Origin of the sequence: Yersinia frederiksenii ATCC 33641, assembly GCF_000754805.1 — a bacterium.
GTDB lineage: Bacteria > Pseudomonadota > Gammaproteobacteria > Enterobacterales > Enterobacteriaceae > Yersinia > Yersinia frederiksenii.
In genome coordinates, this window is sequence record NZ_KN150731.1 from 3,497,073 (window position 1) to 3,523,441 (window position 26,369).

The following is a 26,369-nucleotide window of genomic DNA, read 5'->3' on the forward strand; positions in this document are numbered from 1 at the left end:
AGTGATGGAACGTAGAATTAAAAAGTAATGCCCCCAAAGAGAGGGCCAAAAAATTTAAAAACGAACACGGAATCCAATATTAGCCGTTATTGGTGTTTCAATTTTTGAACCATGGAGATAATCCACTTCAGCAAAAATAGTGGCATTACTGGCAACGGTGGCATCAACACCCACACCATATTTTCCGACATTACCGGAAAAGTTATTATCGAAGCCAATACCATTAATCGCTACTGCATTAGTTTTGATAAATTCACGGGCAATAGCCAGTTTAACATAAGGTTTGATCGCCATTTGATTCACAGTATAAGAGGCCGCCAATATTGAGCCTAACTCACCTTGAATGCTATCTGCTTTAGCCACGTCCGCAACCATACCGTTATTGAGGGCATAATTTGCACTACCAATACGTGAATAACTTACTTTGCCATAAGGCTCTAGTACAAGATTGGTATAAACAGGCAACTGATAACCACTTTCTAAAGAGGTGGTAAACGCATTCTGGCTGTATTCTGCACGGGCACCCTGAGCACTCAACTCATTATTAAAACGGTTAGCTTTGAGCACCGTATCAATATAAAGCCCGCTTTGATCCAGATAGGTCAGGTAGAAGCCGCCACTGTAACTGCGAATATCGCCATTTCCACCATTACTGCGAGTCGCTTTGACATCGGATGAACTGTAGCCGGTAAATGCGCCGAGCAACACATTACCCCGACTCAATCCGAGTTGTTTATCAGCCCCAATCTCCATGCCGCTTAAAGTATTTTTGAAAGAGACATTTTTATTATCAGACAACCGACTGTCATCAGTAAGATAGCGAGCCCAAACACCAACAGTGCCATCAGCATCCGTTTTTAATTCGCCCTGGCGTTGACGCAAGGTACTCAGTTCCGCATTCAGGATATGCCGCGGTGCTGCGGCCATATTCAGCACATTTTGTGCCGCGGAACTGAGCACTGGGGTTGTAGCGATTTTATTTGGTACTGTAACGGGGAGGTCTGCTGCGTTAGTCGCCAAATACCAGTCAGTGCTGCCATTAGTTTCTTGTTTGTATAGCCCATATTGATAAACGCCTAAATCCACTACACCGCCCGTATTGAGTAAACTGAATTGAGCATCGCCACTATTAACATGTACCAATGCCAGGCTGCTGGCGGATTGCGGCTCTTTACCACTGTCTTGAACAGTAATACCAAATTGACCGGTCGCCTGCTGCGAGACTGTAATAAAATCACCGGCATTGCTGGCAAGCTGGGTGGTCATGGCAAAATTACCCTGACCGGACAGATTCTCTATCTCCAGCCGGTTAAATTGCCCACCGGCAGAATAGGGCTGCAGGTTGATATGCCCCCCTTGCATTGTCACATTGTTGATTCGGGTCACCAGCACCGGCCCCAGGACTTCAGGAGGCGAAACCGGCACCACACTCGTGCCTACCCAGGAAGGGCCAAGGTCGACTAAGCCCGCTACAGTGAGGTTTTCAATGGTGACATTGGCAGGCAGGGCGGGATTGTGGGTGGTCACATCGCTGGTATAGGTATCATTATTGGAAATAAAAAGTTCTGCACCCGCGGCGATATTGAGATAGCCTTTCGACTGGCTATTGAGTCCCAGAGTCATATAGCCGCCATCATTAATCTGGCTATTTGTCACGATCCCCGCAGTTTTAACCCCAAGCAACCCGCCCTGATTAACAATAGTACCGATTGCAAAAGCATCGGTAACCTCGAACCAACCGCCATCATCCACAGTGGTATTATTGGCTGTGCCGGCACTGCTCCCGTTGGTGACAGCAATGTGGGATTTTGAAACAATACCATTATTGATGTGTCCGTGAACCCGGCCATTATTAATGACACCACCGTTACGCACAATTTGTCCGCCATTATCAACGACTTCATTGTTGACGGTTATCCCCTCTACAATCGGTGTAAAAGCCCAGACCTGAACAGGTAATGTGACGAAAGATAGACTGATAATGCCGGCCAATAATGTTTTGTCCATAAAACCCTCAAAAAGATTAAATGCGGTGAGATGATGCCATATCACCCATTACAAAAAGAGACGTACCGTACCCCCTTGGGGCGGTTTGAAAGCAATGTTTATCAGCGGCGATATGCATTGATAAAAATACACTGACACGTAACGAATACTAAATCTCAAGGGCTATTTACCCCAGATAAAAGAATGCTGATTTATATTTTAGCGCGATGAAAGTAGCACAGTTCACCTTGGGTTTATAATAGGTTGAAGTTGTTTTTTTGATAATAATTGGCAAAAAAAATAAAATACGTAAAATTCATAAGAGGATAATCTTAGTTTATATTGAGAATATTCTTGAAAATATCGTCGAATATATTTTATTACATAAAGTGGGATAATTCAGGGATGTCAGTCTTAATATTGCTATTATTCGCTGCAGGCGAGCAGCGTTAACTTAAAAACGAGATTATTAAACAAAGCATGAGAAGGGGAGGTTTTCGATTTTTGAAGGACCAATGGTTCAGTGATGGGCTGATTATGTAGATGACAACCGAGAGAGAATGATTCGATCCAAAAAATAATCTATAAAAATTACCACTGCGCGCGGCTCTTGGGCCTCCAGTTGGTCAGTCTTCCCAAAGGGGCCTTAGCCCCCAATATTTAATCAAGACAGCGTTTATTTACGCTCTTTGTTCGCTTGTGCTAATACAGACGCTGCTAACTGTTTGGTTAATGCACTAGAATGCGGATTATCAAGTGCAACAGATGCTTTATGTTCCATTTCTCCACTTGTCTGATTGGGTGTTCCTCGTTGAGAGAGAGCCGAACCAGCCAGACTTTTCTGGATTGCAGAAGAGTTAGGATCATTTAAAGTCTTGGCTGCAACGGAAGCGACTTTACCAGATGTTTGTTTTGTATTTTTACTCATGGCCTAAATCCTTTTAGTCGAAGTATTGATGTGGAATATATTGTGCTTAAATTTAAATGCAACGCAATATATTGTGCTAATCCTAATGTGTGGTGGTAAATCTTTCAATAGCCACTCAGACCTTTACTGGACTAAATTACAGTTAGTGGCTTACTCGGTATTTTATGTTGTCAATTTAACCAGAAATGATGTTATTTAGATTTTTTAACCACTATGAGTACGTAAATGGGGGGCCACGGACACCTTTTTGTAGCTGAAATCCAGTCCTGTAGGGCTATTTTTGTTTTTCAGTCAACAGCATGAATGGTGCGCATATTTACCAAGCTGCTGTCAGCACCCCATACCATCACTACCACTTATAACTTGCTGTTTCGATTCATAACGATTGCTGTCTGGTTGATTGAGTAGTGCTTAACTGTGGGCTATATCGTCAGATCGGTTCGCTGCCTCATGGCTGTTGCCATCGGGGGATTATGATTATTGTTTGGGCTAAGAGTATGGGCGAAGAAAAAGAATGATGGCTCAGTCACTCTGAAGCCCAAAAACTAATAGCCTGTTATTAGGTTATATTCACGCTGGCAAAGTCCTGATTAAAAAGTTAGGGCTTTTATTGTTTAAAATAGAACTGATTTTGGTTTTAAATTTAGGGGGGGAGTCTTGCTATCGCTCTGTTTTACAAACTTTTGACAACTTTATACAGCAAACAGACAACTCGCCGCATGATAAGATGAATAATCGCTGCACTACTCCCCGAGTCCTGCACAAGAGGTTTTATCATGTTAATAAAACAGGTCGTGAGAATAAAACAGGCAGCAACTTTATTTATCTTATTCATGCTCCCGCTATTTGTTATGGCCAAGGCGATAACTCCCGCCGTCACTGTGAAATCAGAACTTTCTGCGCCAGTCATGTTGGCCAACAGTGAAGATAAAAATTACCTAAAAATATCTCTGACGGGTTTTAATCTCGACAGCAAACGTCGTAGCCCAATTAATCTGGCATTGGTGATTGACCGCTCTACCTCAATGACCGGCGACCGTATCGAGAAGGCGCGAGAAGCTGCAATTCTGGCAGTGAATATGCTTGATGCCAGTGATACGTTATCGGTGGTGGCCTATGACAACAATGCTGAAGTGATTATTCCGGCAACTAAAGTCAATAATAAGCCAGCGCTGATTGCCAAGATTCAACAGCATATCCACCCGATGGGAATGACGGCCTTATTTGCCGGTGTCAGCAAGGGCATTGGTCAGGTGGATAAAAACCTGAATCCTGAGCAAGTGAACCGCATCATTCTGCTGTCTGATGGACAGGCGAATACCGGCCCAACTTCTATCAGTGAGCTCTCCGATCTGGCTCGAATGGCTGCGAAAAAGGGGATTGCTATTACCACTATCGGTCTGGGTGAAGACTATAACGAAGACCTGATGACTGCTATTGCTGGCTACAGTGACGGTAATCACTCCTTCGTGGCCAATTCTGCCGATTTGGAGAGTGCTTTTACCAAAGAGTTTCAAGATGTGATGTCGGTGGTAGCACAAGATGTCATCGTCCAGATTAAAACGAGCAGTCAAGTGAAACCCATCCGGCTGCTAGGTCGTGACGGGGCTATCTCGGGTAATACGGTTAACGTAAAGCTAAACCAGCTTTATTCCAATCAGGAGAAATACATTCTGCTGGAGGTGATACCAGAGAAGGGGAGTGATAATCAGAAAAAAAATCTGGCTGACGTCAGTGTCAGTTACCTTAATCTCAGCAGCAAGCAGCAAGATAATGTCAATGAGCGGGTTATCGTCAGCTACAGCAAGTCGGCCGCCAAGGTCAGTGATGCAGTTTTGGAAGAAGTCTTGGCAGAGTCAGAGATTCAAAAAACGGCTCTGGCCAATGACGAAGCCATCAGGCTTATCGATGCAGGGAATAAGGAAGAGGCGAAGAAAGTATTAGAATCCAATGCTGCCGCATTAGGCTCTATGTCATTCTCCAGCCCTGTCGCCGAGAGAAAAGTGAGAGAGAGCACGACTAAGCAGCTCAAGCTGGCGGAGGATATTGACAGTAAAGATGCCGCCACCTACCGTAAGGAATTAAAAGAACAGAACTACAATGTCAAACAACAGCAGAAGTAACAGTTAATTTTATGCTGAGTCAGTGGGTTGGCTCAGCGTTTCCATGGGATGGAAGATGAAATCGTCGAAAAGTCTGTTTCTTTTTACCTTTATCACATTAGTGATTTTTTCCGCGATTGCCTATTTTGGCTATCGTACGCTGACCCATGAAACTCTGTTACGTCACTACCAAAACCAACGTTTAGCCCAAAGCCATACTGAGCAAGTTAGTACTTTTATTTTGGCTCTACTGAATCAAAATGCTGTGCGCCTTGGCTCGATTGCTTCCTATATTAATTTGGACAGCAAAACTCTCAATGCATTGGTCGCACAGGAGAGCAGTATTGATGCTCTGTTTGTGCTGAAGAAAAATCAGCTTTTATTCCCCAATGCCGAGTTTGCGCTGACGGAAAAAGAAAAAAGCTGGGTGCAGGCCATCACTTCTATTGTGCAAGATCCGAGTCTACTCTACAGCCACCATTTTACCGACGAACAGACCCAGCCAACCTCCGGCTGGTACCTTAGTCGTGATTCTAGCGATCCGTTGCTCATTTATTGGCAGCAGCAGGGCAGCCACGTGGTTGGTTTTAAGGTTTCCTACGTCAAACTATTGTCTGATGTGATTAACTCGCTGGATTTTGACTATGCACCGAACACATTGCAGGTGCTGGATGATGGGCGCTTGCTCTACCAAAGTGATTATCAAACGTTAGCCAGCGATCGGGTGGCATTGAACTCCCAACACCTGCCTTACCCACTAAGCGCCTGGCAGATCGACTATTATGCCAAAGCGGTGAACAGCACTCCTCTGTACCTTTGGGGCGGGCTGATGTTGGGGCTTCTGATGGTGATTATTGGGTTGGCAATGTTGTACCTGTACCGCGAGTACACCCGTCAGTTGCGGCTCGCGCAACAGCAGGTTAGTTTTGTGGGGCAGGTATCTCACGAGCTAAAAACGCCGTTGACCAACATCTCTCTGTATGCCGAAATGCTTCAGGAATTACAACCGGAGGAAAGTCCGCCCTCTAGCCCCAGTCAGCGCTATCTTGCGGTGATCCTCAATGAGAGCCAGCGGCTCTCTCGTCTTATTCAAAATATCCTCAGCTTTACCAATGCGCCAAAAGTCCACTTGCAGCCAGTAATGTTGCGCCCATTGCTCAACAATATTTACCACGCCTTTACTCCCGCTTTTGCCGCGAAAGATATGGAATTGGTGCTAATTGTTAATGGCGATATTCACCTCACAACTGATGTCGATCGGCTGACACAAATTATCAGTAACTTTCTCAGCAACGCCGAAAAATATGCGGCGCAGGGAAAGCGGGTGGAATTGATGGCCGAGCAGTCCGACAGCATGGTATTGATTCGGGTACAAGACTACGGCAGCGGTATTGCCGCCAAAGAACTGAGAGCCATTTTCCAGCCTTTCTATCGCGTGAAAAGCCACATTACCGAGGGTGTTTCAGGTACCGGTATCGGGCTCACTATTGCCAGGCAACTGGCGACAAGTTTGCAGGGCGAAATTTTAGTCAGCAGTGACCCAACAGGCAGCTGTTTTACCCTTAAACTGCCCATCACACCGTATGAAAAAGCCAACATAGGCAAGGAGCCATCAACGTGAAAATATTAATTGCCGAAGATAATGCCCATATTCGCAATGGCCTGATGGAGGTTTTGGCGCATGAAGGTTATCACCCTATCGCGGCAGAAAATGGTGTTCAGGCACTGGCGCTTTACCGTCAACAGCAGCCGGATTTTATTATTCTCGATATCATGATGCCGGAACTTGATGGCTATAAAGTCTGCCGGGAGATCCGCAAGCACAACTGGCAGATACCTATTGTCTTTCTATCCGCCAAGGATGAAGAGATTGACCGGGTGATTGGATTAGAACTGGGGGCGGATGATTACATCAGTAAACCCTTTGGTATTCATGAGATGCGCGCCAGAATCAAGACTATTGCCCGCCGTTGTCTACGACAAGCCCCCCTCTCGGAAGAGGATGCTGGCTTCCCGTTTGGTGATCTGACGGTTATTCCGAATGAGCTGTGCGCGACCCGAGGTGAGCAGCGCCTTGAGCTGTCACTGCGCGAAGTCAATATTCTGCGTTATCTTTATCAACACAAAAATCGAGTCGTTACCCGGGATATGTTATTTGATGCGGTGTGGGGATATGACCATTTGCCGCAGAGCCGGACACTGGACCAGCACATTTCCAAGCTTCGCAAGACTATTGAACTCGACCCCGTTAATCCTGTATTGATTCGCACCGTGCATGGCACTGGTTATCGATATCAAGGTGGCGAGTGTAATCATCCCACATAACTCTCTGCTCACTATTCAGCCTGGCTAAAGCACCAGGCTGATAAAGTTTTAATCGCTAACATGAGTCAGTAGAGCAAACAATTTTCCTTCAAATGTCTTACTCACCGGCCATGCGGTAATATCGACCCGCTGTGGGAGATGAAAACCGCACTCGGTCAGCAATTGCTGATACTCAGCATCTCGCCATGCCGTCATTTGATTACCGAACCGCGTGACAGCACCATTTTCTTCTATTGCCCAGAATAAGGTTGAACTGGTCTGCGCCTCTTCATCCCAAATATTCTCCGTCAGTAATAGGTGAGGATTGGCAAGAAACAGCCCCTGCGGGCAGCGTTGCCAGCTTGGTTCTGCCAGACCCTGACGTTTTATTTCAGCAAAATCATGTACTTCAACTAGCAATTTACCTTTCGGAGTCAGCCACTGTGCGCAGTGGCGCAACAGATCCCGGGCTTCTGTGGCACTGAAAACATTGATTTCACCAAAGGTCATCATAATGAAATCGAATGGTTGAGCCGGGGTATATTCCCGGACGTCCTGCTGTTGGTATTCGATGTTGAGCCCTGCTGCCAGCGACTGTTGGCGGGCATACTCGATAGAGGCGGGCGAGAAATCCACCCCAGTACAGTGAAAGCCGCGTTGTGCCAGTAACTGGCTATAGAACCCTGGACCACAACCGAGATCGAGAACCCGCGCGTTAGCAGGAAGTTGCTGGGTAATCCAGTCGACTTGCTGCTCGATGATCGCTAGCTTCCGGCTGGCCCAATCGTGCTCCTGCGACAGGTGGTTATCCAGCATGCGCTGACTAAAGTCGGGGGCATCCCAAGGGATTTTGCTTTCATCTGCCGACAGTTTTATCGGTTGGCTAATAAGAATGATATCGCTGATATCCATAGAAACTCCTTGTGCCCCAATCCTAAGATAGGGGCGTGATTTTATTTGTTGATGCTTCCGGTCATTTTGGTGAAATTGAACCAGCGCCCATTTTCCGCCTTCATCATGTCGCGATCGCGAATCGCGTAGGGGTTATCGCAGGCCAACCACTCCAACCAGGCTTGCTCACAGCATTCGCTCTCGGTGCACATATCTATCTGTAAAAATGCGCTTTGTTGCCAAAGTTGTCGCCACCAGTCGACAGTAAAGAAGTTTATCTCCGGCTGCCAGAAAGGTGCCAACTCTGGTGGGACTCCTTGGTTAAAAGGTGTTTTTAATCCGGGCACAACAATCGCTACGCGCCCGCCGGGTTTGATAACCGGTGCGAGGTGGCTATCGAAAAACGACGAGCTGGCACCGAAGTAGTGGTACGAATCAATATTTAGCAGCGCATCAAAACTGTTTTCAGGAAACGGCTTCTGGTGTGGGAGGTCAGCCACATCCATATTCAAGGGCGTAATCTGCTGGCTCATTCCCTTCTCTTCAAAGCGCTGTGCGTTATCTGCAGCGGCAATCCACAAATCCATTGCGACCACCTCAACACCAAACTGACTCGCAAGATACATTGACGTCAGACCGGTGCCGCAACCCAAATCGAGCACTCGCATGCCGGGTTTTAGCGCCAGTGACGCGCAGACTTCTTCCGCCAGTAGCAGGGCGTTCGGCCCCATCATATTGGCGTGGACATATTCACGAGAGAACAAGTCACGGGAAAACAAGTCACGGGAAAATATGGCGTCCATCGCTATCTCCTTAGCAGTTATCCAACTGGGCTCGAACATTATTCAGCCCGGTGGTGTTGATGCGGTATGGCTGACCATTAACGGACTTGATCAGTTTTTTGGTTTTGAGTTTTTTGAAGACGGCGAGTGTGCAGTCGCTGAGCAGCAGCCCTTCGCGGCTATAACATTCAACCGATGTGATGCGCCCGGAGGTATCGCGGATGTGCGCAATACGTCCACCTTTGGCGAGAACGTGTAAGGTACGTTGTTCCTGACGGGATAAATTCATACTGGAAAACCTGTTAATCATCATGTGCAAAACGTGCAAACACACAGCGGTGTCCGCATTCGATTTCGGCGCATTGATAACCAGTCCGGCCTGAAAAGGTCGGTAAGCTGATTATCGGATGATTACATTCTCCAGCATCAAGCCTCGGTATGAGTTGAAAGGGATTTACATCGTGAATAATAACACGTGGTTTTTGTGTGGGAATAGCCATGTCCGAAAAATGTGATCCGCAAAAAGAAAACTAGCACACGGTGGCAATCCTCCTATTGCCGGAGCACCGTTTGCCAAGATTCGCACCGCCTTGACCAATGACAAGGCGGCTAAGGTATTAGCCACTTTATAATCAGGGCCGTTTTTCCTCTTACTGGTATGAAAGCATGGCTTATCAACTGAATCTTAATTGGCCCGAATTTTTAGAGAAATACTGGCAAAAACAGCCTGTTGTATTGAAAAATGCCTTCCCGAACTTTGTTGATCCTATTACGCCGGATGAGCTGGCGGGTCTGGCGATGGAAGCTGAGGTTGATAGCCGTCTGGTCAGCCATAAAAATGGCCTGTGGCAGGCCAGTAATGGGCCATTTGAGCACTTTGATAATCTGGGCGAAACCGGCTGGTCGCTGTTAGCACAGGCGGTTAACCACTGGCATGCCCCGTCAGCCGAACTGGTGCGCCCATTTCGGGTGTTACCGGATTGGCGCTTAGACGACCTGATGATCTCCTTTTCTGTTCCGGGCGGCGGTGTCGGGCCCCATATCGACCAGTACGATGTTTTTATCATTCAAGGGATGGGCAGCCGTCGCTGGCGCGTTGGTGATAAGCTTCCACTGAAGCAGTTTTGCCCACACCCAGCACTGCTGCACGTCGAGCCTTTCACGCCGATCATTGATGAAGACTTGGCTCCGGGGGACATTTTATATATTCCGCCGGGCTTCCCACATGACGGTTTTACCCATGAAACCGCTTTTAACTACTCGGTCGGTTTTCGTGGGCCGAACGGCCGGGATTTAATCAGCAGTTTCGCGGACTATGTGCTGGAGAACGATCTTGGCGGTGAGCACTATAGCGACCCTGATTTAACCTGCCGGGAGCATCCGGGGCAGGTAGAGGATTATGAACTTGCGCGTTTGCGCCAAATGATGCTCGACATGATTAATCAGCCGGAAGATTTTAAACAGTGGTTTGGCCGTTTCGCGACAACGCCGCGCCACGAGCTGGATATCGCCCCGGCAGAGCCGCCTTACGAGCAAGATGAGATTGCCGACGCCTTGAAGCAAGGGGCGGTTTTGACGCGCTTGAGTGGGCTACGGGTTCTGCGAGTTGCTGACAGCTTCTTCATCAACAATGAGCGTCTGGATACTGTCGATCCTAAAGCGGCTGATGTACTGTGTCGCTACACCATTATTGGGGAGAAAGAGCTGGGTGAAGCCTTGAAAAATCCAGCTTTTATCGCTGAGTTAACCGACTTGGTGAATCAGGGCTATTGGTTCTTCGACGAGTAATCACGCTATTCTTCGTGGCTTCCGGGGGCGTACACCGTTGCGCATTTCGGAGGCTAACTTTCTTAAAATCCCGGTTATCGCAACATATTCTATTTCCAGTCTGGCGCATGATTCTTGGCCCGAAAATGACGGACATAGAAAAGGTCCATGCTTGTTCCTGCCTCTTAAAGCCAATATTAGCTTATCACCACAGACTATTTGCAATAGGGCCATCAATATTAAGTAGTAGGGTTTATGGATTGCTGCATTGATGAGCGGCTCCTCCCTGTGGCAAGTTGCTCTTGCTCTACGGGTGGAGCCGTGAATTATGAATGGATTCCCCGATGAGGCCCTGGTGAGGCGATATCAGCATTTGTAGACAGAGCTTGATAAAAACAGGATATCCATGCAAATCGTGTTGGTACTTTTTAGCTCTGTCACAATAAATATAGACACTTAACACCATGGGGGGAACGGGTGAAAACCACTCTTGTAACACTTTAAGGAAAATGATATTACAGGTGGTTAAGATTAATTAATTTGATTACAATTATTAACACGGAAGGTATGTTGCGAAAATGAATATCAACGTTACGGATACGCCAAATCCAGCAGACGAAGAGTATGTCATCAATGGACTTTGGGCTCACAATAATAAAACAGAAGTCGTAGACATTCACCCGTTACTCCTCACTGTTACCGATGACAACGGTAAAATTGTTGCAGGATTAGTTGCCAGGACATGGTGGGGCGGGCTTGAAGTCCAATATCTTTGGGTCAGTGATGAATATCGTAAAAGTGGTTATGGTCGCCAGTTAATGGAACAGGCTGAAGAAGAAGCGATTAAGCGTGGATGTCACATGGCTTATGTGGACACTTTCGATTTTCAGGCCAGAGGTTTTTATGAAAAGTTAGGTTATAGCGTATATGGCAATTTAGGAGGGTATGCCAAAAAACATACCAGATTCTACTTGGCGAAAGAACTTTAACCCATTTTTGATCGACGAGGTCATCATGGATTTGCCCGATAAAAATAATGAAATTTATTTCAAGGGCCTTATTGCCATGATGGAACACTTAAGTGAGCCATGGGGCATTAAAGATCTAAACTCTCGTCATATTTATATGAATAAGGCTGCTTACCTCTATACCAATACGCCATTGAGTTTTGAGATAGAAGGGAAGATGGATGATGAGTTTCCAGCTCATTGGGCTGAGTTTTCTCCAGAGTTTATTGAACATGATAAAAGGACAGAAGAGTCCCAAGACCGCGTTACCGTAATAGAAACACATTATTGGTATGGTAAAGATACTCTGACACCCTATATCAGTGAAAAGCTGCCTATTTATAATGATAGAAAAGAAGTTATCGGTGTTATGTGGAGTGCTAAACCACTTAATACTTTATCCCCACTAAAATATATAAACCAACAAAAACCCAGTGTTCTCACAACTGAAATTAATAGCAGTACCTTCACTCGGGCTGAGCTTGACGTTATATTTTTAATGCTGCAAAGATTTTCTGTTAAAGAAATTGCCAAGATATATAACATCAGTACTAAAACGATAGAAAATAGAATATATACTATTTATCAAAAATCTGATGTCCACTCGTTGCAACAATTTGAGGAGTTTTGCAAATTTGCACATTTGGATAATTATATTCCGGATCGACTGGTGGCAAAAGGGATCCAGTTTATCTGACAACTAAGGGTACACCTTATCGTGATCAAAATTGAAGATTATCCATTGAGCCGAGTGCCACAGGATAAAAGGGTTTCGTTTTTAAGTGTTGCTATTGTTCATATGGGAATGTTGACTGCGCTGGATCAATTTATGCTGGGCGCAGTACTCGGTAATTCCATGACTTTGGTTGATGCATTCACTGCGATCCTTATCGGCAGCATAATATTTGGTGTGGTGACTTACGGTCTTGGTCTGGCGGGGATGCGTGAAGGGATTTCCGGCAGTTTGCTGGCCCGTTGGTGTGGTTTTGGTCGTTTAGGCTCTGTACTTATCGGCATTGTCGTTGCTGTCAGTTTGCTCGGCTGGTTTGGCATTCAAAACGCGATTTTTGCTAAATCTCTCGATTTTGCCTTAGGCCATAAACTGGGGTTCGGCTTTGCGGCGGCCTTATCGGGGAGTTTGCTCACCATCTTGGTTGCCTTTGGTTTTAAAGCACTGCGTATTGCTGCCCGCATTGCGGTGCCGATGTTTATTTTGCTGGTGGCTTATATCTCAATAACCACCTTGTCAGGTCATAATATCCACGAAATCATCCAATTAGTTCCACCGGGTGACCCTCTGCCGATTAGCGCGGGTATTACGATTGTTGTGGGGGGAGCCATTGTGGCGAGCCTGATGACCCCTGACCTGACGCGCTACTCCAAAAATGGTAAGCATGTTCTGGGGGTGACAATCTTCACTATCATAGCCGGGGAGTTTATCGTCAACGGCCTGGCTATTCTGATTGCGAAAACTCTTGGTACAGCGGATGTTGTGACCATTATGTCTCAAGCGGCTGGTGGTGCGGGCCTGCTGGTTGTGGTGTTCTCTACATTAAGGGTCAACGACCTCAATTTGTACTCTTCATCACTCGGTATTGTTAACGCAGTTGAAGGCTTAACGGGTAAAAAACTGAAATATACCTTCACCACGTTAGTTATTGGTGTATTGGGTACCACACTGTCTGTTTTGGGAATATTGGATCGTTTTGTCGACTTCCTCACTGTTCTGGGCGTCGTGTTCCCGCCAATTATCGGCATTATGCTGGTGGACTATTATATATTGCGAACTCATCGCAAGATTCTGGATAAAAGCCGCCAGGAAGGAAAACTACCTGACGAAACACCAACCATCGGCTGGGTGGCGATTATTGCCAGTATTGTCGGCAGTGTGGTGGGGTTGGTGACTGAGTGGGGGATTCCGACCATCAACTCATTGGTTGCCGCCAGCGTTATCTACTGGGTATTCAAAGTGGCCATCAGTCGCAATCAAAACCCAGTTGAATCAGAAAAGGCGATTTAATGTTGTTGTAAATCGTATAAAAACTCCTCAGAGCATGGGGAGTTTTTAATTCGATAATGACGACTTGCGATTAGAAATAATAACGTTGTAGTGCATTAAACGCGCTATTGGCGATCGACAGTACTGTATTTGGATCGCCTTCATCTTCAAGATGCCATGCTGCTGAAAACACTTATTGTTCCATCAGACCCTTATTAATTCACAAATCATCAAGATATTGCCTAGTCGGCACATTGTGAAAAGTATAGCTCAGGAAAGCCTCTCAGCTGCTTTTGGTCGCCAATGTGACTGTCGTTATTATTTAATAAAACAAGTGACTCCCTATTTCCTTATGTACCTGGCATAGTTAATCCATTCAATAAAATGGCTCACTAACTTTGGACGGCGATGCATGGCGGCGGCAAATCATTGGACACGAGAACAGCTGTTAGTGGCATTTACACTGTATAGCCAAATCCCCTTTGGAAAATTACATTCCAGGAATCCTGATATTATTCATTATGCCGAGTTGATAGGTCGAACACCTTCAGCATTAGCCATGAAGTTAGTTAATTTCGCCAGTTTGGACCCTTTTATTATCGACTCAGGTCGCAAGGGGCTAACTGGGGCTTCTAACGCCGATCGGCTCTTGTGGCGAGAAATGAATGAGAATACAGAAGCTTTTGAACAGCAATGTCAGCAGGCAATTAGCCAGCTAGAAAAACCGGTGACTCAACTCTTTGATAGCGGGATTAAAGACTTCAGTGGTAAAGAAAGAGTTTCCATTATTAATGCTCGAATTGGTCAGCAGTTGTTCCGTAAAAATGTTCTACAGATCTATGAGAATCGCTGCTGTATTACTGAATTAGAAGAGCCGATGTTATTAGTGGCTAGCCATATTCGCCCTTGGAGCCATGGTGCAGAGCATCGGCTTAACCCCAGCAATGGTTTGTGCCTTTCCAGCTTGCATGACCGGGCTTTTGATAAAGGACTCATTACCTTTAATGAGCATTTGGAAATGGTGTTATCCACGCAAATCAAAAAACTCAAAAGCCGTATCAGCGAAGTTAATTTTACTGAATATGAAGGACGTAAACTGCGTTTACCAGTTCAGTTTTCTCCTGATGAGGGGCAACTGGCCTACCATCGGCAAAATATTTTCTTAGGCGGCAAATAGGGATGAACTAAAAGTGGGATGTTTAGATAGAATATATCCATAAATAAAAAGCGCGACATAAGCCGCGCTTTGCTATTTCTCATTTTGTTAATTCAATAAGAATGATTTACCTTGTTTCAGCACTAAATCACAGGCTTTGGTTTTGATTTTTTCTGTGATTTGCTCACTACCTAGATCATTCAGATTCAAACTCTTGCCTTCGCCCATTTTCAGCAATCCACCTAAACCTTCCTGATAATCCTGACTCTTGGCATTTTCAGTACTGGTGATCCCCAATTTACTCATTAATTGGTCTTTAATGGCAGTGGTACCATTGGCGGATAGCACGTTATTTTGCACGCAATATTGCAATATACCGGTGGCATTAGTCATGGAACTGGCACTCAGGCCTTTATCTCCACCATTAAGTAAACCGGTTAGTGACGACAGTGAAGATGAGCTGTCGCCTGATTTGCTGTACTGGTCTGCGGCACTTTTTACTGAGTCCAATAAGCTATTTGCATTAACTGAACCGGCTAGCAGTGTGGTGGAGAACGCCAGAGCCAGTGTCAGGCGATGAGTGATATTCATAGAAACTCCTGTTTACAGTGGAGAGCACAGCGATAGCGCGCAATATCGCAGAAAGGCTGCCAATCATTATCTTCGGCGCTAAGAATAACGTACAAGATGCATTTTTCTGATAGGCGTTATCTGATAACCGAGCTATTTATTATCATAAGTCGGTTGAGCACGATAACTAGCTCAATGAAATGTTGTCAGCTTCATGCTACTGTTTTATTGGCATTTATCCTAACCGATGCTCTCTATTTCACAGGACTATCATGCGTAACTTATCTTTGCTGCTTTTTCTTCCCATCTCATTATTTTCCAACGCAATTTTTGCCATGGATTGCAGTAAAGCGACGACAGTGACAGAGAAGAATATCTGCTCCAGCAGCCAGTTACTGCAATTGGATGCGGTACTAAATAAAGATTATCAGGCCCATATTAAGCAGCAGGATAAAGTGGTGGCGAAACAGCAACAGCTGGCCTGGTTGAAAGAGCGTGACCTGTGTCAGGATGATGTCTGTCTGAGTAATAGCATGATAAACCGTATTAAAGCGCTGTCTGGCAGTGGCAATGTTTCTGTTATTAAAGGTGCCTCCGAGCAATGGGATTTTATTCTCAGTGTGGCGGGGTGCAATGATGATAAATCCTATCCGACTTGCGAAGGGGCGGGCGCCCTAGATATTTTCAAGAAAGATCGTGGTGAACTATTCCAGCGTATTGCGATGGAGAATATTTTTATTGAGCTGGATACCAAAGGTAAAGCCACAACTAACTTGATAGAGATGTATGGCGATAATAATAGTGGATTGGTTATCGAAGATATTAACTTTGATAACCATGATGATATTGCGCTACGTAATGGTAATAGCGGTGGTTATGGTGGGCCATCTTACGATATTTATCTGTTCGATGTTGCCAAACAACAGTTCCGTATTAATGCTAGTTTGACGGAACTGGCCAGTACTAATCTAGGTCTATTTGGCGTCGACAAAAAAACGAAAACCATTACTACTTTTACCAAAAGTGGTTGCTGTTGGCATCAATCCTCAACTTATCAGCTTGCCAATGATAAGCCGGTGCTGATAGAGGAAGTGACCGAAGCCTATACCGCAGATGGTGAGTCAGTGGTATTGACCACCCGCGAGTGGGTTAACGGAAAATGGAAAGTTACCGAGAAAACGGAAAAGGCTGAATAAAATGCGAGTCGGTAGTGTGGATTATGAATTTATCTGTGGCAGTGATGTTGTGCGCGATGGCATGTATATGGAAGTTCGCATCACAGAGACTAATCCTTCACGGCAGATAGCTGAAGTTTTCTATTCGGATGTGTTGGCCACTTTTACCCTTAGTTGTTTCGAGCAAGATATTCCATTTGAAGTCACAGCGCTGCCTTAGGATTATTTTCTGTCGGTGCCATCCCAGCAGAAACAATGCGAAAATTTGATGAAAGTTGCATTGTTAGTGGACATGAATTCAAACCGGATGAAATTAAACAATTGCGTGAGAGATTTAATCAATGAAACAAAAGAGAAACTACAGCAGAAAATGTGGGCAGCATAAAAGTTCTACTGCCCGTATCGATTAAGGCATCAGACCAATAAAGACTGTTTTCTTACGTGGGCCGGTCATCAACCCTTCCAGTTCTTCGACACATTTTAGGTAATGCGGCGTTTTCTTATGGGCTGCCACTGCATCTTCATCGGCATAGGCTTCATAGATATAAAAGCGGGTTGCAATAGTTTCGTCCCGCAACACATCAAAACGTAAATTTCCGGGCTCGCGAATAGAACCTAAATGATTGGCACGGAAAACCTCAATAAACTGCTCAACTTTGTCATCTTTTACATTAATTTCGACGAGGGTGACATGCATGGCTTTCTCCTTGTCATCGCTTGCCAGCCAAAGGCTGGCAGCTATTTATATTTAACCTTTTTCATGTAGGAACAGCTGATAAGCCGTTTCTGCATTCTCATTGTTATGTACCACAGCATGTACTGCTTTCAGCATGGCAATGGGCGCTTCTGACTGGAAGATATTTCGGCCCATATCCACGCCAGACGCACCTTGGTCGATGGCCTGATAGCACATTTCCAGCGCATCCCGCTCTGGCAATTTTTTACCGCCAGCAATCACAATAGGTACCGGACAACCGGCAGCAATGCGCTCAAAGCCAGTGTCGACATAATAGGTTTTGATCACCTGCGCACCCATTTCGGCGGCGATACGTGTCGCTAAAGAGAAGTAGCGCTGGTCACGGGCCATGTCTTTACCGACGCCAGTTACCGCCATAGTTGGCATACCGTAGCGCAAGCCTTGGTCGACTAACTGGATAATATTCTTGATTGACTGATGCTCATGCTCGGTTCCGATGTAAACCTGTGCCGCCACGGCGCAGGAGTTGAGCCGCAAAGCATCTTCCATCGCTACAGCCACGGCTTCGTTGGATAAGTCGGTCAGAATCGAGTTAGCTCCAGATGCACGCAGCACCACTGGGCGGTTAGCGGCCGCAGGAACGATACTGCGCAAAATACCGCGAGTACACATTAAGACATCGGCATAATCAAACAGCGGGGCGATATTGATATCAATCCGCTCCAAACCGGTGGTCGGCCCCTGAAAATAGCCGTGATCAAATGCCAGCATCACGGTGCGGTTGGTTTTTGGATTGAAAATCCGCGCCAGACGAGATTGCATTCCCCAATCAAGCGAGCCGCAGCCTTTTAGCGTAAACGCAGGATTTTTCTGCGGCACGCCAATTCCGAAGTCTTTACCGTCTTTGATATCGTCTAAATCAGCCATCTGTAATTACTCCAAACGGAGGTGAGAAATAATAGTGTGGCCCGCCGCCACCATGCAGCGGGCCGCCGAGATTAGAAATCGTATTTGTCGATATTCTCTTTGGTGAAAATGACCCGCTGCGGCAGTAAGACAATACCGTTGCCTTTAGCTTCATGGTCATAACCTTGCACGCTGTTTGGTACCACTTCGACGATGCCAATGTTCGGGATATCAATTTTATCGCCAACATTCAGGTCGCCTTTTTTCAGCATTTCATTGGCAACGTACACTGAGATTTTGCCTTGATTCACCACATCCCACAGGCCGAACTCTTTGACTGTGCCGCGTTCAACATAAGGGCGCATCACATTCGGGGTACTGAAGCCGACAATCGCCACATTGTCGCGTTTCAGGTTTTCTGCGGCCTGGGCTGCGGCGGGCAGGGCGTTAGCATCAGGGGCAATAATGGCATCGAGATCACCATATGCTTTCAAAATGCCTTCCGCGGTTTGCAATGATTTGGTGGCGTCGTTATAGCCAAACTGGGTGGTTACCACTTCCCAGCCTGGGTGTTCTTGCTGGATTTTTTTCTTCGCTTCATTCACCCATTGGTTCTGGTCGGTCACTGTTGGGCTGGAATAGAAGAACGCCACTTTGGCTTTGTCTTTTTTCACCTGATTGGCTGCCATATCAACCAACATTGACCCTAATTGATTTGGTGTCCCTTGGTTGATATAAATCGAGCGACATTCTGGTTTGGTGTCAGAGTCCCAAGTCAGAATTTTGACGCCCCGCTGCATGGCGCGTTTTAACGCCGGGCACAGGCCATCCGGTGAAACCGCAGAGACGACAATGGCGTTATAGCCTTGGTTGACGAAGTTATTGATCAACTGAACCTGGCCCGAAACACTGGGCTCTGTCGGTCCATCATAGGTGACATCCACGCCCAGCTCTTTACCCGCATCGACGGCACCTTTACCGCCACTGGTGAAGAAGCCAACCCCGACCAGTTTCGGGATAAATGCGATGCGCTCCGCCGCTTGCGCGGCATGTATAGAGCCAAAAGTGATACAGGTAAATCCGAGGGCACAAACCAGCGCCAGCTTTTTTAATCTTGGTGTTTTCATTGCATTCTCCGAATCACTGTTCTGTAAGGGGTAGAGAGGTGTTGGCATTTCGCTACAATAATTTCTATATTAATTAAAGTGTTAACCTAGGGTGTGTCTGCTGCGACGACGTTGCAGCCATTCATAAATCAGATGCCGATGCAGGCTAATGGAGCGGCCAACCACCACCAGAATCAGTAATGCACCGGACAGTGCGCTGGATATCTGGTTTGGTGTGCCAATCATTTGCAGGCCCTGTTGCAAGTAACCCACCAGTAATACCGCCAGTGCTGTACCCAGGATGGAGCCAGAACCGCCATAAATATTGGCGCCCCCCAAGACGACGGCAGTGATAGCCGGCATCAGGAATGATGCCCCTAAATCAGAGCGCGCAGAGCCGAAGTAAGAAACCAATAAGACGGCTGCAATGGCAGAGGCCACGCCGGTTAGGGCATACAGAATGCATAGGGTGCGCGCGACAGGCAGAGCGCTGTAACGTGCCACTCGGCTGTTTTGCCCAATAAGGAAAACGTTGCGGCCACTGTGGGTGCGGTGCATAAGCAGCCAGAACAGCAATACGCAGACCATAAAGATAACCAATGGTATTGGCAGGCCGAAGAGAGTTTGGTTGGCAAAATCGGTAAAGGCGGTTGGGAAGCCGCCAATCCCTTCATAACCTGTGGCACCCGACATACCTGATAGCAGCAGTGCGCTGCCACCGAACAGATACATGGTACCGAGGGTAATCACAAGCGGGTTGACGCCGGTATACAGAATCAACCCGGCGTTAATCAACCCGCACAGTGCACCGACCAACAATGTCAGTGGGATGGCGATACTCATCGGGATACCGGCTTGGAACATCACGCCTAAGAATATTGAGCACAATCCAATTGTGGAGCCAAATGAGATGTCGATACCGCCGCTCACAATCACCATCGTCAGCGGCAGAGCCACTATGCCGATACAGATAAAGTCACTGGTACTGAACAGCAGCACATTGATATCCAACATGCGCGAATTTGATAAACCAAACAGCAGGATTTCCAGCACCAACAAAGCAGCCAGAGCCAGTTCCCATCCGTAACGCCGGTGAAAGCTCGTGTAAAGACTCATCGTGCCACCTCTTTTTTGATTTTGTTAAAAGGCTTGTTGTTATTAACGGATTTATCGTTCGACGATTTATTGCTATTGGTTTTCTTCTTCTTATCGTCCCTGACTGGATGAGTGGAGAATCTGGCATATTTCTGTTGGCGGAGATTGCGTTCTACTGCGCAGCGCAGGCGGCCATCGAACACCAGCACTCCTAGCAAGACCAAACCGGCGATAAAGTCATTCCACCAAGCCGGGAGGCGCAGTAGGACTAGCACACTGTCGATTTGTGTCAGTAGATAAGCCCCGAGGATCGCGCCAATAATGGTGCCAGTGCCACCCAACAGACTGATCCCACCCAGCACACAGGCGGCGATGGCTTTCATCTCCAGCCCATTGCCAGTCTGGTTCGGGATGAAGCCAATTTGTGAGGCAAAGACGATCCCGGCCAACGCCGCCATCACGCCATTCATTGAGAAAGCAAAAATGCGAATACTGTCAGTGCGGATTCCCAGTTGACGTGCACCTTGCAAGTTATCGCCAGTGGCATAGATGCTGCGGCCAAAGGCTGTTTTCCCCAGTAATAAGGCCATGGCGATAATCAGCAACATAATCAGCCAGCCAATGGGCGAGATAGAAAACAGAATGGGCGTTGATAAGCTTTTGAGATCGGCGGGTAACCCTTCGATCCATTTGCCACCCGTTAGTAAGAGCATCAGGCCGCGATATAACCCCAGCGTACCCAGGGTGGCGACAATCGCCGGGATCCTCAGCCAAGTGACCAAAATGCCATTAAAGAAGCCGGCCAACATGCCCACCAGCAGAGCAAACAAGCAGGAGAGTGCCAATCCGAAACCGGCATTGAGTGCCATACCCACTGTCACTGCACATAAACCGGTAATGGAGCCGACAGAGACATCGATATTGCGGGTTAGCATCACCATCGTGGCACCGATCGCCAACAGGATCAGGATCTGCGCGCTGCTGAAGATCATGGTGAAGGTTTGCAGACTAAAATAGTTACTGTCGATCACGCCGAGTAGGGCAAATAAGGCGAGAATCGCCAGTAGTGCGGTGCCTTCACGGTTATTTTGTATAAATTTCAACATGATGCGCCCTCATTTTCAGCGGACTGATGGGCGTCGGTATGATGTTCACCGAAAGCCAAATGCATAATGGTATCGACGTTCATGGCACTGCCATCCAGTGCGCCACTGATTTCTCCTTGATGCATTACCAACACGCGATCCGCCATCTGCACGACTTCCTCTAGATCTGACGAGATAAAAATGATCGCCACATGCTGCTCGGCAATACTGCGGATCAATTGATAGATATCACTGCGGGCTGACACATCCACACCACGAGTGGGTTCATCAATAATCAGTAAAAGCGGATTGGCCTCCAGACACTTGGCAATCAGCAGTTTTTGCTGGTTACCCCCGGATAAAGTGCGCACCGGTTGCTCGAGGTGATTGAATTTGATGTTCAACGCTCGACGATAACGTTCCAGAATGGCAGCTTCCTGTGCCGGGTGAGTCCATAACCCTTGATTGCTCTGAGTCAATGAGCACACATTCCAACTTAATGGAGCGTCCAGATAGAGGCCGGACGCCTGCCGGTCTTCTGGCAGATAAACCAGGCCCGTAGCCAGACGATTGACGGTTTTCATGGTAGTGATGTCGATATCTTCTAGTAAGACGCGGCCACCACTGGCGGGGCGTAAGCCATAGAGGGTTTCGGCCAACTCAGTTCTGCCCGCACCCACGACGCCCGCTAACCCCAGAATTTCACCAGCACGAACCTCAAAAGAGATATGGGCAAAACCTTCACCACTCAGATCGCTCACTTGTATCACCGGTTGATTTGACTGAGCGCGAGCTTGAGAGCGGCGGTTGCCGGGTAGCTCTAACCATAATTTTTGGGTGTCAGATAATTCACTATTTTTAGCCTGCGGGGTAATAGCCTGAATAATAGTGTCGGTTGAGAAATCGGCGGTTGCCCCACTCAGGGCGATGCCGCCATCGCGCATGACACTGACCCAATCGGCCAACTGACGAATCTCCGGCAATTTGTGGGAGATAAAGACCACGCCGACACCTTGCTGCAATAACATTTTTATCTGGCTGAATAAGCGATTGGTTTCCGCTGGTGTTAGCGAAGCGGTGGGTTCATCAAGAATTAAAATACGTGAGTCACGCATCAAACCACGCATGATCTCCACTAATTGTTGGTCGGCGACATCCAGTGAACCGGCACTGGCCGATAAATCCAAATGACAGCCCAAGCTTTGCAGCAACTGCGCCATCTTCTTTTTATCGGCTTGGTGCTTGGGTAACCGGAACAGAATATTTTCCTGCACTGACAGATTGGCGAATAGCATTGGCTCTTGCGGCACCAGATAAATACCTAGCTGATGAGCCTTGGCAGGCGTGAGGTTAAGACAGGGTTGCCCACTGATCTCGATGGTGCCGCTGTCTGGTGGCAGCACGCCGGCAATAATCTTCATCAATGTCGATTTACCTGCACCATTCCCCCCCAATAGGGCATGGACCTGACCCGGCAGCAGCGTAAAGTCGATACTTTTCAATACCACTACACCAGAAAACTGTTTGCTGATACCACGTACTTGGAGCAGCGGTAGCGGGGGGATGATAGTCTGCGACATCGTAGCTCCAAGTGAACAAAAATAATTTAAAATTAAAAGTGTTCAAAAAAGATAGCTGTATAATCCCATTTATGGCGTAATCAAGATCACATTTCTGTGAATAAAAAAATTTAAATTAAAATATGTTCAAATATGTTGTTTAAGCTGTTAGCGTAGTTATCAAGTGATATTTAACATTCATGGCTCTGGGATTGAGCCGATGAATGATCAGTAAAGTCAGAAGAGAAATGTCGGGAATGATGAAAGAAAAAGCGGTAATGAAAGAAAAACCCATGTCGTCCAACGATGAATACAAATATCCGGGTAATAGCATGAGTGAAGAGGAACTGCTCGCTCGCATTGCGTGGTTTTATTATCACGATGGCTTAACACAAGGGGATATTGGCGAACTGCTGGGGCTGACCAGGCTGAAAGTCTCCAGATTACTGGAGAAAGGCCGTCAGTCCGGGGTAATCCGGGTACAGATTAATTCGCGTTATGAAGGTTGTCTGGAACTGGAAAACCAACTGCAACAGCATTTTGGCCTCAAGCATATCCGCATCCTGCCTTCTCTGGCAGATCTTAGTATCAGTAGCCGGTTGGGTATTGGTGCCGCGCACTTATTGATGGCGTTGATACAACCGCAACAACTGCTGGCAGTGGGGTTTGGCGAAACCACCATGTGTGCACTACAGCATTTGAGTGGTTTTATCGCCTCACAGCAAGTTCGCTTGGTGACACTGTCCGGCGGAGTTGGCTCTTATATGACCGGAATTGGTCAGCTAGATGCCGCTTGTCAGGTCAGTATTATTCCTGCGCCGTTGCGTGCGTCCAGTGCCAAAGTGGCCGAAACATTCCGTCAGGAAAACAGTGTGCGGGATGTGATGCTAGCGGCACGAGCGGCGGATGTTGCGGTGGTTGGTATTGGCTCGGTGAATCAGCAAAAAGAAGCCACTATTTTGCGCTCCGGTTATATCGGTGAAGGTGAACAACTGATGTTCAGCCGCAAAGGGGCGGTCGGCGATATTCTCGGCTACTTTATGCAGGCCGATGGCGCATTAGTGCCAGATATGCAAATTCATCAGGAATTGATCGGTATTTCACTGGCAGAACTGACCAATATCCCGACGGTCATTGGTGTCGCGGGTGGGGTTGAGAAATCAGAGGCAATTGTTGCTGCGCTACAAGGCAAGTATGTGAATGCGTTAGTCACTGATGAGCTAACCGCACGTTCTATTATTAAACTGATTTGATTGGCTATTTTACTTGCCAGCTCCGGTTTTTCCGCGCTGGGCGCACCTAACCTGACTGCGACAATGACGCCAATAGTTTTTTCTTTTACAAAATTTCATTTATGGCAGTAGAGGACTGGTTTATTCATAAATCCATATAAAACAGAGGATAGCGCAATGAGTCAACTCTGTACGACCACCACGTCGGGTGAATACCTGATGGCTCTGGATGCCGGCACTGGCAGTGTTCGGGCTGTGATATTTGATCTTAATGGTCATCAGATAGCAGCCGGGCAGGCTGAATGGCTACATCTTCCGGTGCCTGATGTCCCAGGGTCGATGGAGTTTGATTTAACCACCAACTGGAAATTGACTTGCCAGTGCATTCGCCAGGCACTGCATCAGGCTAAACTCCCGGCCAGCGCTATCCGCGCGGTGGCGGCTTGCTCAATGCGCGAGGGTATTGTGCTCTATGATCGCAGCGGCAAGCCAATCTGGGCCTGCGCCAATGTGGATGCGCGTGCTAGTCGTGAAGTGAGTGAGCTGAAAGAGCTGCATAATGATGGATTTGAACTGGAAGTCTATCAATGCTCTGGCCAGACACTGGCGCTGAGTGCGATGCCACGGCTGCTGTGGTTGGCACATTACCGGCCCGATATTTATCGTCAGGCGGGGACGTTAACCATGATAAGCGACTGGTTGGCGAATATGCTCAGTGGCGAATTGGCGGTTGACCCTTCTAATGCAGGCACCACCGGAATGTTGGATTTAGTCACCCGTAACTGGCAGCCAAACTTGCTGGAAATGGCCGGATTACGTGCCGATATTTTATCGCCGGTCAAAGAGACGGGCACCTTACTTGGCCATGTCACGGTACAAGCAGCAGAAGAGTGTGGCTTGCTGGCAGGAACGCCAGTCGTGATGGGCGGTGGCGATGTACAACTTGGCTGCTTGGGGCTTGGAGTGGTACAACCGGGACAAACGGCGATATTGGGCGGTACCTTCTGGCAACAGGTGGTCAACTTGCCTCAACCAATCACCGACCCCAAAATGAATACACGCATCAATCCCCATGTTATTCCCGGTATGGTGCAAGCAGAGTCCATCAGCTTCTTTACCGGCCTGACGATGCGCTGGTTCCGTGATGCATTTTGTGCCGAAGAGAAATTGTTGGCACAGCGGCTGGGTATAGATACTTACAGTTTGTTAGAAGATATGGCGGCACGCGTCCCCGCAGGCGCTTACGGGGTAATGCCTATATTCTCCGATGTGATGCGTTTTAAATCTTGGTATCACGCTGCACCTTCATTTATCAACCTTTCACTCGACCCTGAAAAATGCAACAAAGCCACCTTATTCCGCGCGTTGGAAGAGAACGCCGCTATAGTTTCGGCCTGTAATCTGGCTCAAATTGCCGAATTTTCTGGCGTCAAAGCTTCTTCCGTCGTCTTTGCGGGCGGAGGATCAAAAGGCAAATTGTGGAGCCAAATCTTGGCGGATGTCATCGGAATTCCCGTGCGCGTGCCGGTTGTTAAGGAAGCCACCGCGTTAGGTTGCGCCATTGCGGCAGGCGTCGGTGTTGGGCTCTATGAGGCGCTGGATAAAACCGGTGAGCGCTTGGTTCGTTGGGAGCGAGAATATACGCCAAATACCGAGCATAAAGCACTCTATCAAGCAGCCAAAACAAACTGGCAAGCGGTGTATACCGACCAGTTGACGCTGGTGGATAGTGGGTTGACGACGTCTTTATGGAAGGCACCCGGCCTCTAAAATTGACTATCTTGTTTGCCAGCTTGAGCTTCGGGGCAGTGCTCATCACCGTCACATACTGATGTATGCTCCGGTTCTTGCGCGCTGTCCTCCCTCAATTTGCCTGTACCGATAACGTCAATTGGTTTCGTGGAGTAAATCGACAACAAAAATATAAAACAAAACGATAGGCGGAAGAGTCAAGCGTCCGCGTCAGGAATGGCGCGGCTCGAGCCTCCGGGATGGATTTACGGCGTCTTTACGATCTACCTG

23 protein-coding genes and 2 pseudogenes are annotated in these 26,369 nt (G+C 47.2%); 13 read left to right on the forward strand and 12 right to left on the reverse strand.

Annotated elements, in window-relative coordinates:
- Positions 1–54: 54 nt before the first annotated feature.
- Together DJ58_RS06255 and DJ58_RS06250 are read right to left on the reverse strand one after the other, a co-directional pair.
- Entirely contained in the window at positions 55–2,007 is a 1,953-nt protein-coding gene (locus DJ58_RS06255) for an autotransporter outer membrane beta-barrel domain-containing protein (RefSeq protein ID WP_032913264.1), read from the reverse strand.
- A gap of 655 nt (positions 2,008–2,662) precedes the next feature.
- Positions 2,663–2,914, reverse strand: a complete 252-nt coding sequence (locus DJ58_RS06250; protein WP_032911664.1) for a hypothetical protein — start codon at positions 2,912–2,914, stop codon at positions 2,663–2,665.
- A gap of 776 nt (positions 2,915–3,690) precedes the next feature.
- Here DJ58_RS06250 and DJ58_RS06245 point away from each other — a divergent pair.
- From DJ58_RS06245 to DJ58_RS06235, 3 genes are read left to right on the forward strand one after another with little or no spacing between them, the layout of a single operon-like run.
- Positions 3,691–5,037, forward strand: coding sequence for a vWA domain-containing protein (locus DJ58_RS06245; protein ID WP_004711412.1), 1,347 nt, complete (start codon positions 3,691–3,693; stop codon positions 5,035–5,037).
- Between the two features lie 55 nt (positions 5,038–5,092).
- Positions 5,093–6,637: a sensor histidine kinase gene (locus DJ58_RS06240; RefSeq protein WP_004711414.1), complete on the forward strand. Its 1,545-nt coding sequence runs from the start codon at positions 5,093–5,095 to the stop codon at positions 6,635–6,637.
- Positions 6,634–7,341 (forward strand): response regulator transcription factor, encoded by a 708-nt coding sequence (locus DJ58_RS06235; RefSeq protein WP_032911665.1) that lies wholly within the window; start codon positions 6,634–6,636, stop codon positions 7,339–7,341. Before DJ58_RS06240 ends, DJ58_RS06235 begins: the two co-directional genes overlap by 4 nt.
- Before the next feature lie 66 nt (positions 7,342–7,407).
- On the opposite strand, the pseudogene DJ58_RS06230 reads toward DJ58_RS06235, so the two are convergent.
- The 3 genes and pseudogenes from DJ58_RS06230 to DJ58_RS06220 all read right to left on the reverse strand — a co-directional run.
- Positions 7,408–8,232, reverse strand: a pseudogene (locus DJ58_RS06230) (class I SAM-dependent methyltransferase); the annotation flags it as partial.
- A 41-nt stretch (positions 8,233–8,273) separates the two neighbouring features.
- A complete protein-coding gene (locus tag DJ58_RS06225) occupies positions 8,274–9,014 on the reverse strand; it encodes an SAM-dependent methyltransferase (protein ID WP_004711420.1) in 741 nt (246 codons plus the stop codon).
- 10 nt (positions 9,015–9,024) lie between these two features.
- Entirely contained in the window at positions 9,025–9,282 is a 258-nt protein-coding gene (locus DJ58_RS06220) for a YjhX family toxin (RefSeq protein WP_004711421.1), read from the reverse strand.
- 377 nt (positions 9,283–9,659) lie between these two features.
- Here DJ58_RS06220 and DJ58_RS06215 point away from each other — a divergent pair, with 377 nt between their 5' ends.
- From DJ58_RS06215 to DJ58_RS06195, 5 genes are all read left to right on the forward strand, one after another.
- On the forward strand, positions 9,660–10,781 hold the full coding sequence (locus tag DJ58_RS06215) for a ribosomal protein uL16 3-hydroxylase (RefSeq protein WP_004711423.1): 1,122 nt from the start codon (positions 9,660–9,662) through the stop codon (positions 10,779–10,781).
- Positions 10,782–11,338: 557 nt separating this feature from the next.
- The gene (locus tag DJ58_RS06210) at positions 11,339–11,749 is read left to right on the forward strand and encodes a GNAT family N-acetyltransferase (RefSeq protein WP_004711425.1); all 411 of its coding nucleotides are present in this window, start codon (positions 11,339–11,341) and stop codon (positions 11,747–11,749) included.
- 25 nt (positions 11,750–11,774) lie between these two features.
- A complete protein-coding gene (locus tag DJ58_RS06205) occupies positions 11,775–12,464 on the forward strand; it encodes a helix-turn-helix transcriptional regulator (protein ID WP_004711427.1) in 690 nt (229 codons plus the stop codon).
- Positions 12,465–12,485: 21 nt separating this feature from the next.
- A complete protein-coding gene (locus tag DJ58_RS06200) occupies positions 12,486–13,787 on the forward strand; it encodes a cytosine permease (RefSeq protein ID WP_004711429.1) in 1,302 nt (433 codons plus the stop codon).
- 391 nt (positions 13,788–14,178) lie between these two features.
- On the forward strand, positions 14,179–14,943 hold the full coding sequence (locus DJ58_RS06195; protein WP_004711432.1) for an HNH endonuclease: 765 nt from the start codon (positions 14,179–14,181) through the stop codon (positions 14,941–14,943).
- A gap of 87 nt (positions 14,944–15,030) precedes the next feature.
- On the opposite strand, the gene DJ58_RS06190 is transcribed toward DJ58_RS06195, so the two are convergent.
- Positions 15,031–15,513, reverse strand: coding sequence for a YjjA family protein (locus DJ58_RS06190; protein WP_004711434.1), 483 nt, complete (start codon positions 15,511–15,513; stop codon positions 15,031–15,033).
- A gap of 251 nt (positions 15,514–15,764) precedes the next feature.
- On the opposite strand from DJ58_RS06190, the gene DJ58_RS06185 reads away from it, so the two are divergent.
- The 3 genes and pseudogenes from DJ58_RS06185 to DJ58_RS23920 form a co-directional block, all read left to right on the forward strand.
- Positions 15,765–16,688 (forward strand): lysozyme inhibitor LprI family protein, encoded by a 924-nt coding sequence (locus DJ58_RS06185; protein ID WP_004711437.1) that lies wholly within the window; start codon positions 15,765–15,767, stop codon positions 16,686–16,688.
- Position 16,689: 1 nt separating this feature from the next.
- On the forward strand, positions 16,690–16,887 hold the full coding sequence (locus DJ58_RS06180) for a hypothetical protein (RefSeq protein ID WP_004711438.1): 198 nt from the start codon (positions 16,690–16,692) through the stop codon (positions 16,885–16,887).
- A pseudogene (locus tag DJ58_RS23920) lies at positions 16,872–17,006 on the forward strand (helix-turn-helix domain-containing protein); the annotation flags it as partial. The gene DJ58_RS06180 and the pseudogene DJ58_RS23920, both read left to right, overlap by 16 nt.
- Before the next feature lie 67 nt (positions 17,007–17,073).
- Here DJ58_RS23920 and lsrG read toward each other — a convergent pair.
- The 6 genes from lsrG to lsrA all read right to left on the reverse strand — a co-directional run bounded on the left by lsrG (position 17,074) and on the right by lsrA (position 23,136).
- Positions 17,074–17,364: a (4S)-4-hydroxy-5-phosphonooxypentane-2,3-dione isomerase gene (lsrG, locus tag DJ58_RS06175; RefSeq protein ID WP_004711442.1), complete on the reverse strand. Its 291-nt coding sequence runs from the start codon at positions 17,362–17,364 to the stop codon at positions 17,074–17,076.
- 51 nt (positions 17,365–17,415) lie between these two features.
- Positions 17,416–18,291, reverse strand: a complete 876-nt coding sequence (lsrF, locus tag DJ58_RS06170) for a 3-hydroxy-5-phosphonooxypentane-2,4-dione thiolase (protein ID WP_004711444.1) — start codon at positions 18,289–18,291, stop codon at positions 17,416–17,418.
- Between the two features lie 71 nt (positions 18,292–18,362).
- Positions 18,363–19,397 carry an autoinducer 2 ABC transporter substrate-binding protein LsrB gene (gene lsrB, locus DJ58_RS06165; protein ID WP_032911666.1) on the reverse strand — a complete coding sequence of 345 codons (1,035 nt, stop codon included), beginning with the start codon at positions 19,395–19,397 and terminating at the stop codon, positions 18,363–18,365.
- 81 nt (positions 19,398–19,478) lie between these two features.
- Complete coding sequence (gene lsrD / locus DJ58_RS06160; RefSeq protein WP_032911667.1) at positions 19,479–20,492, reverse strand: autoinducer 2 ABC transporter permease LsrD; 1,014 nt, start codon at positions 20,490–20,492, stop codon at positions 19,479–19,481.
- Positions 20,489–21,577, reverse strand: coding sequence for an autoinducer 2 ABC transporter permease LsrC (gene lsrC, locus DJ58_RS06155; RefSeq protein ID WP_032911668.1), 1,089 nt, complete (start codon positions 21,575–21,577; stop codon positions 20,489–20,491). The genes lsrD and lsrC overlap by 4 nt, the downstream gene beginning before the upstream one ends.
- Positions 21,571–23,136, reverse strand: coding sequence for an autoinducer 2 ABC transporter ATP-binding protein LsrA (gene lsrA, locus DJ58_RS06150; RefSeq protein ID WP_004711452.1), 1,566 nt, complete (start codon positions 23,134–23,136; stop codon positions 21,571–21,573). The genes lsrC and lsrA overlap by 7 nt, the downstream gene beginning before the upstream one ends.
- Positions 23,137–23,372: 236 nt before the next feature.
- Between lsrA and lsrR the strand changes: the two genes are divergently transcribed.
- The gene (gene lsrR, locus DJ58_RS06145) at positions 23,373–24,368 is read left to right on the forward strand and encodes a transcriptional regulator LsrR (protein WP_172460452.1); all 996 of its coding nucleotides are present in this window, start codon (positions 23,373–23,375) and stop codon (positions 24,366–24,368) included.
- A gap of 156 nt (positions 24,369–24,524) precedes the next feature.
- Positions 24,525–26,117 carry an autoinducer-2 kinase gene (gene lsrK / locus DJ58_RS06140; protein WP_004711455.1) on the forward strand — a complete coding sequence of 531 codons (1,593 nt, stop codon included), beginning with the start codon at positions 24,525–24,527 and terminating at the stop codon, positions 26,115–26,117.
- Positions 26,118–26,369: the final 252 nt, after the last annotated feature.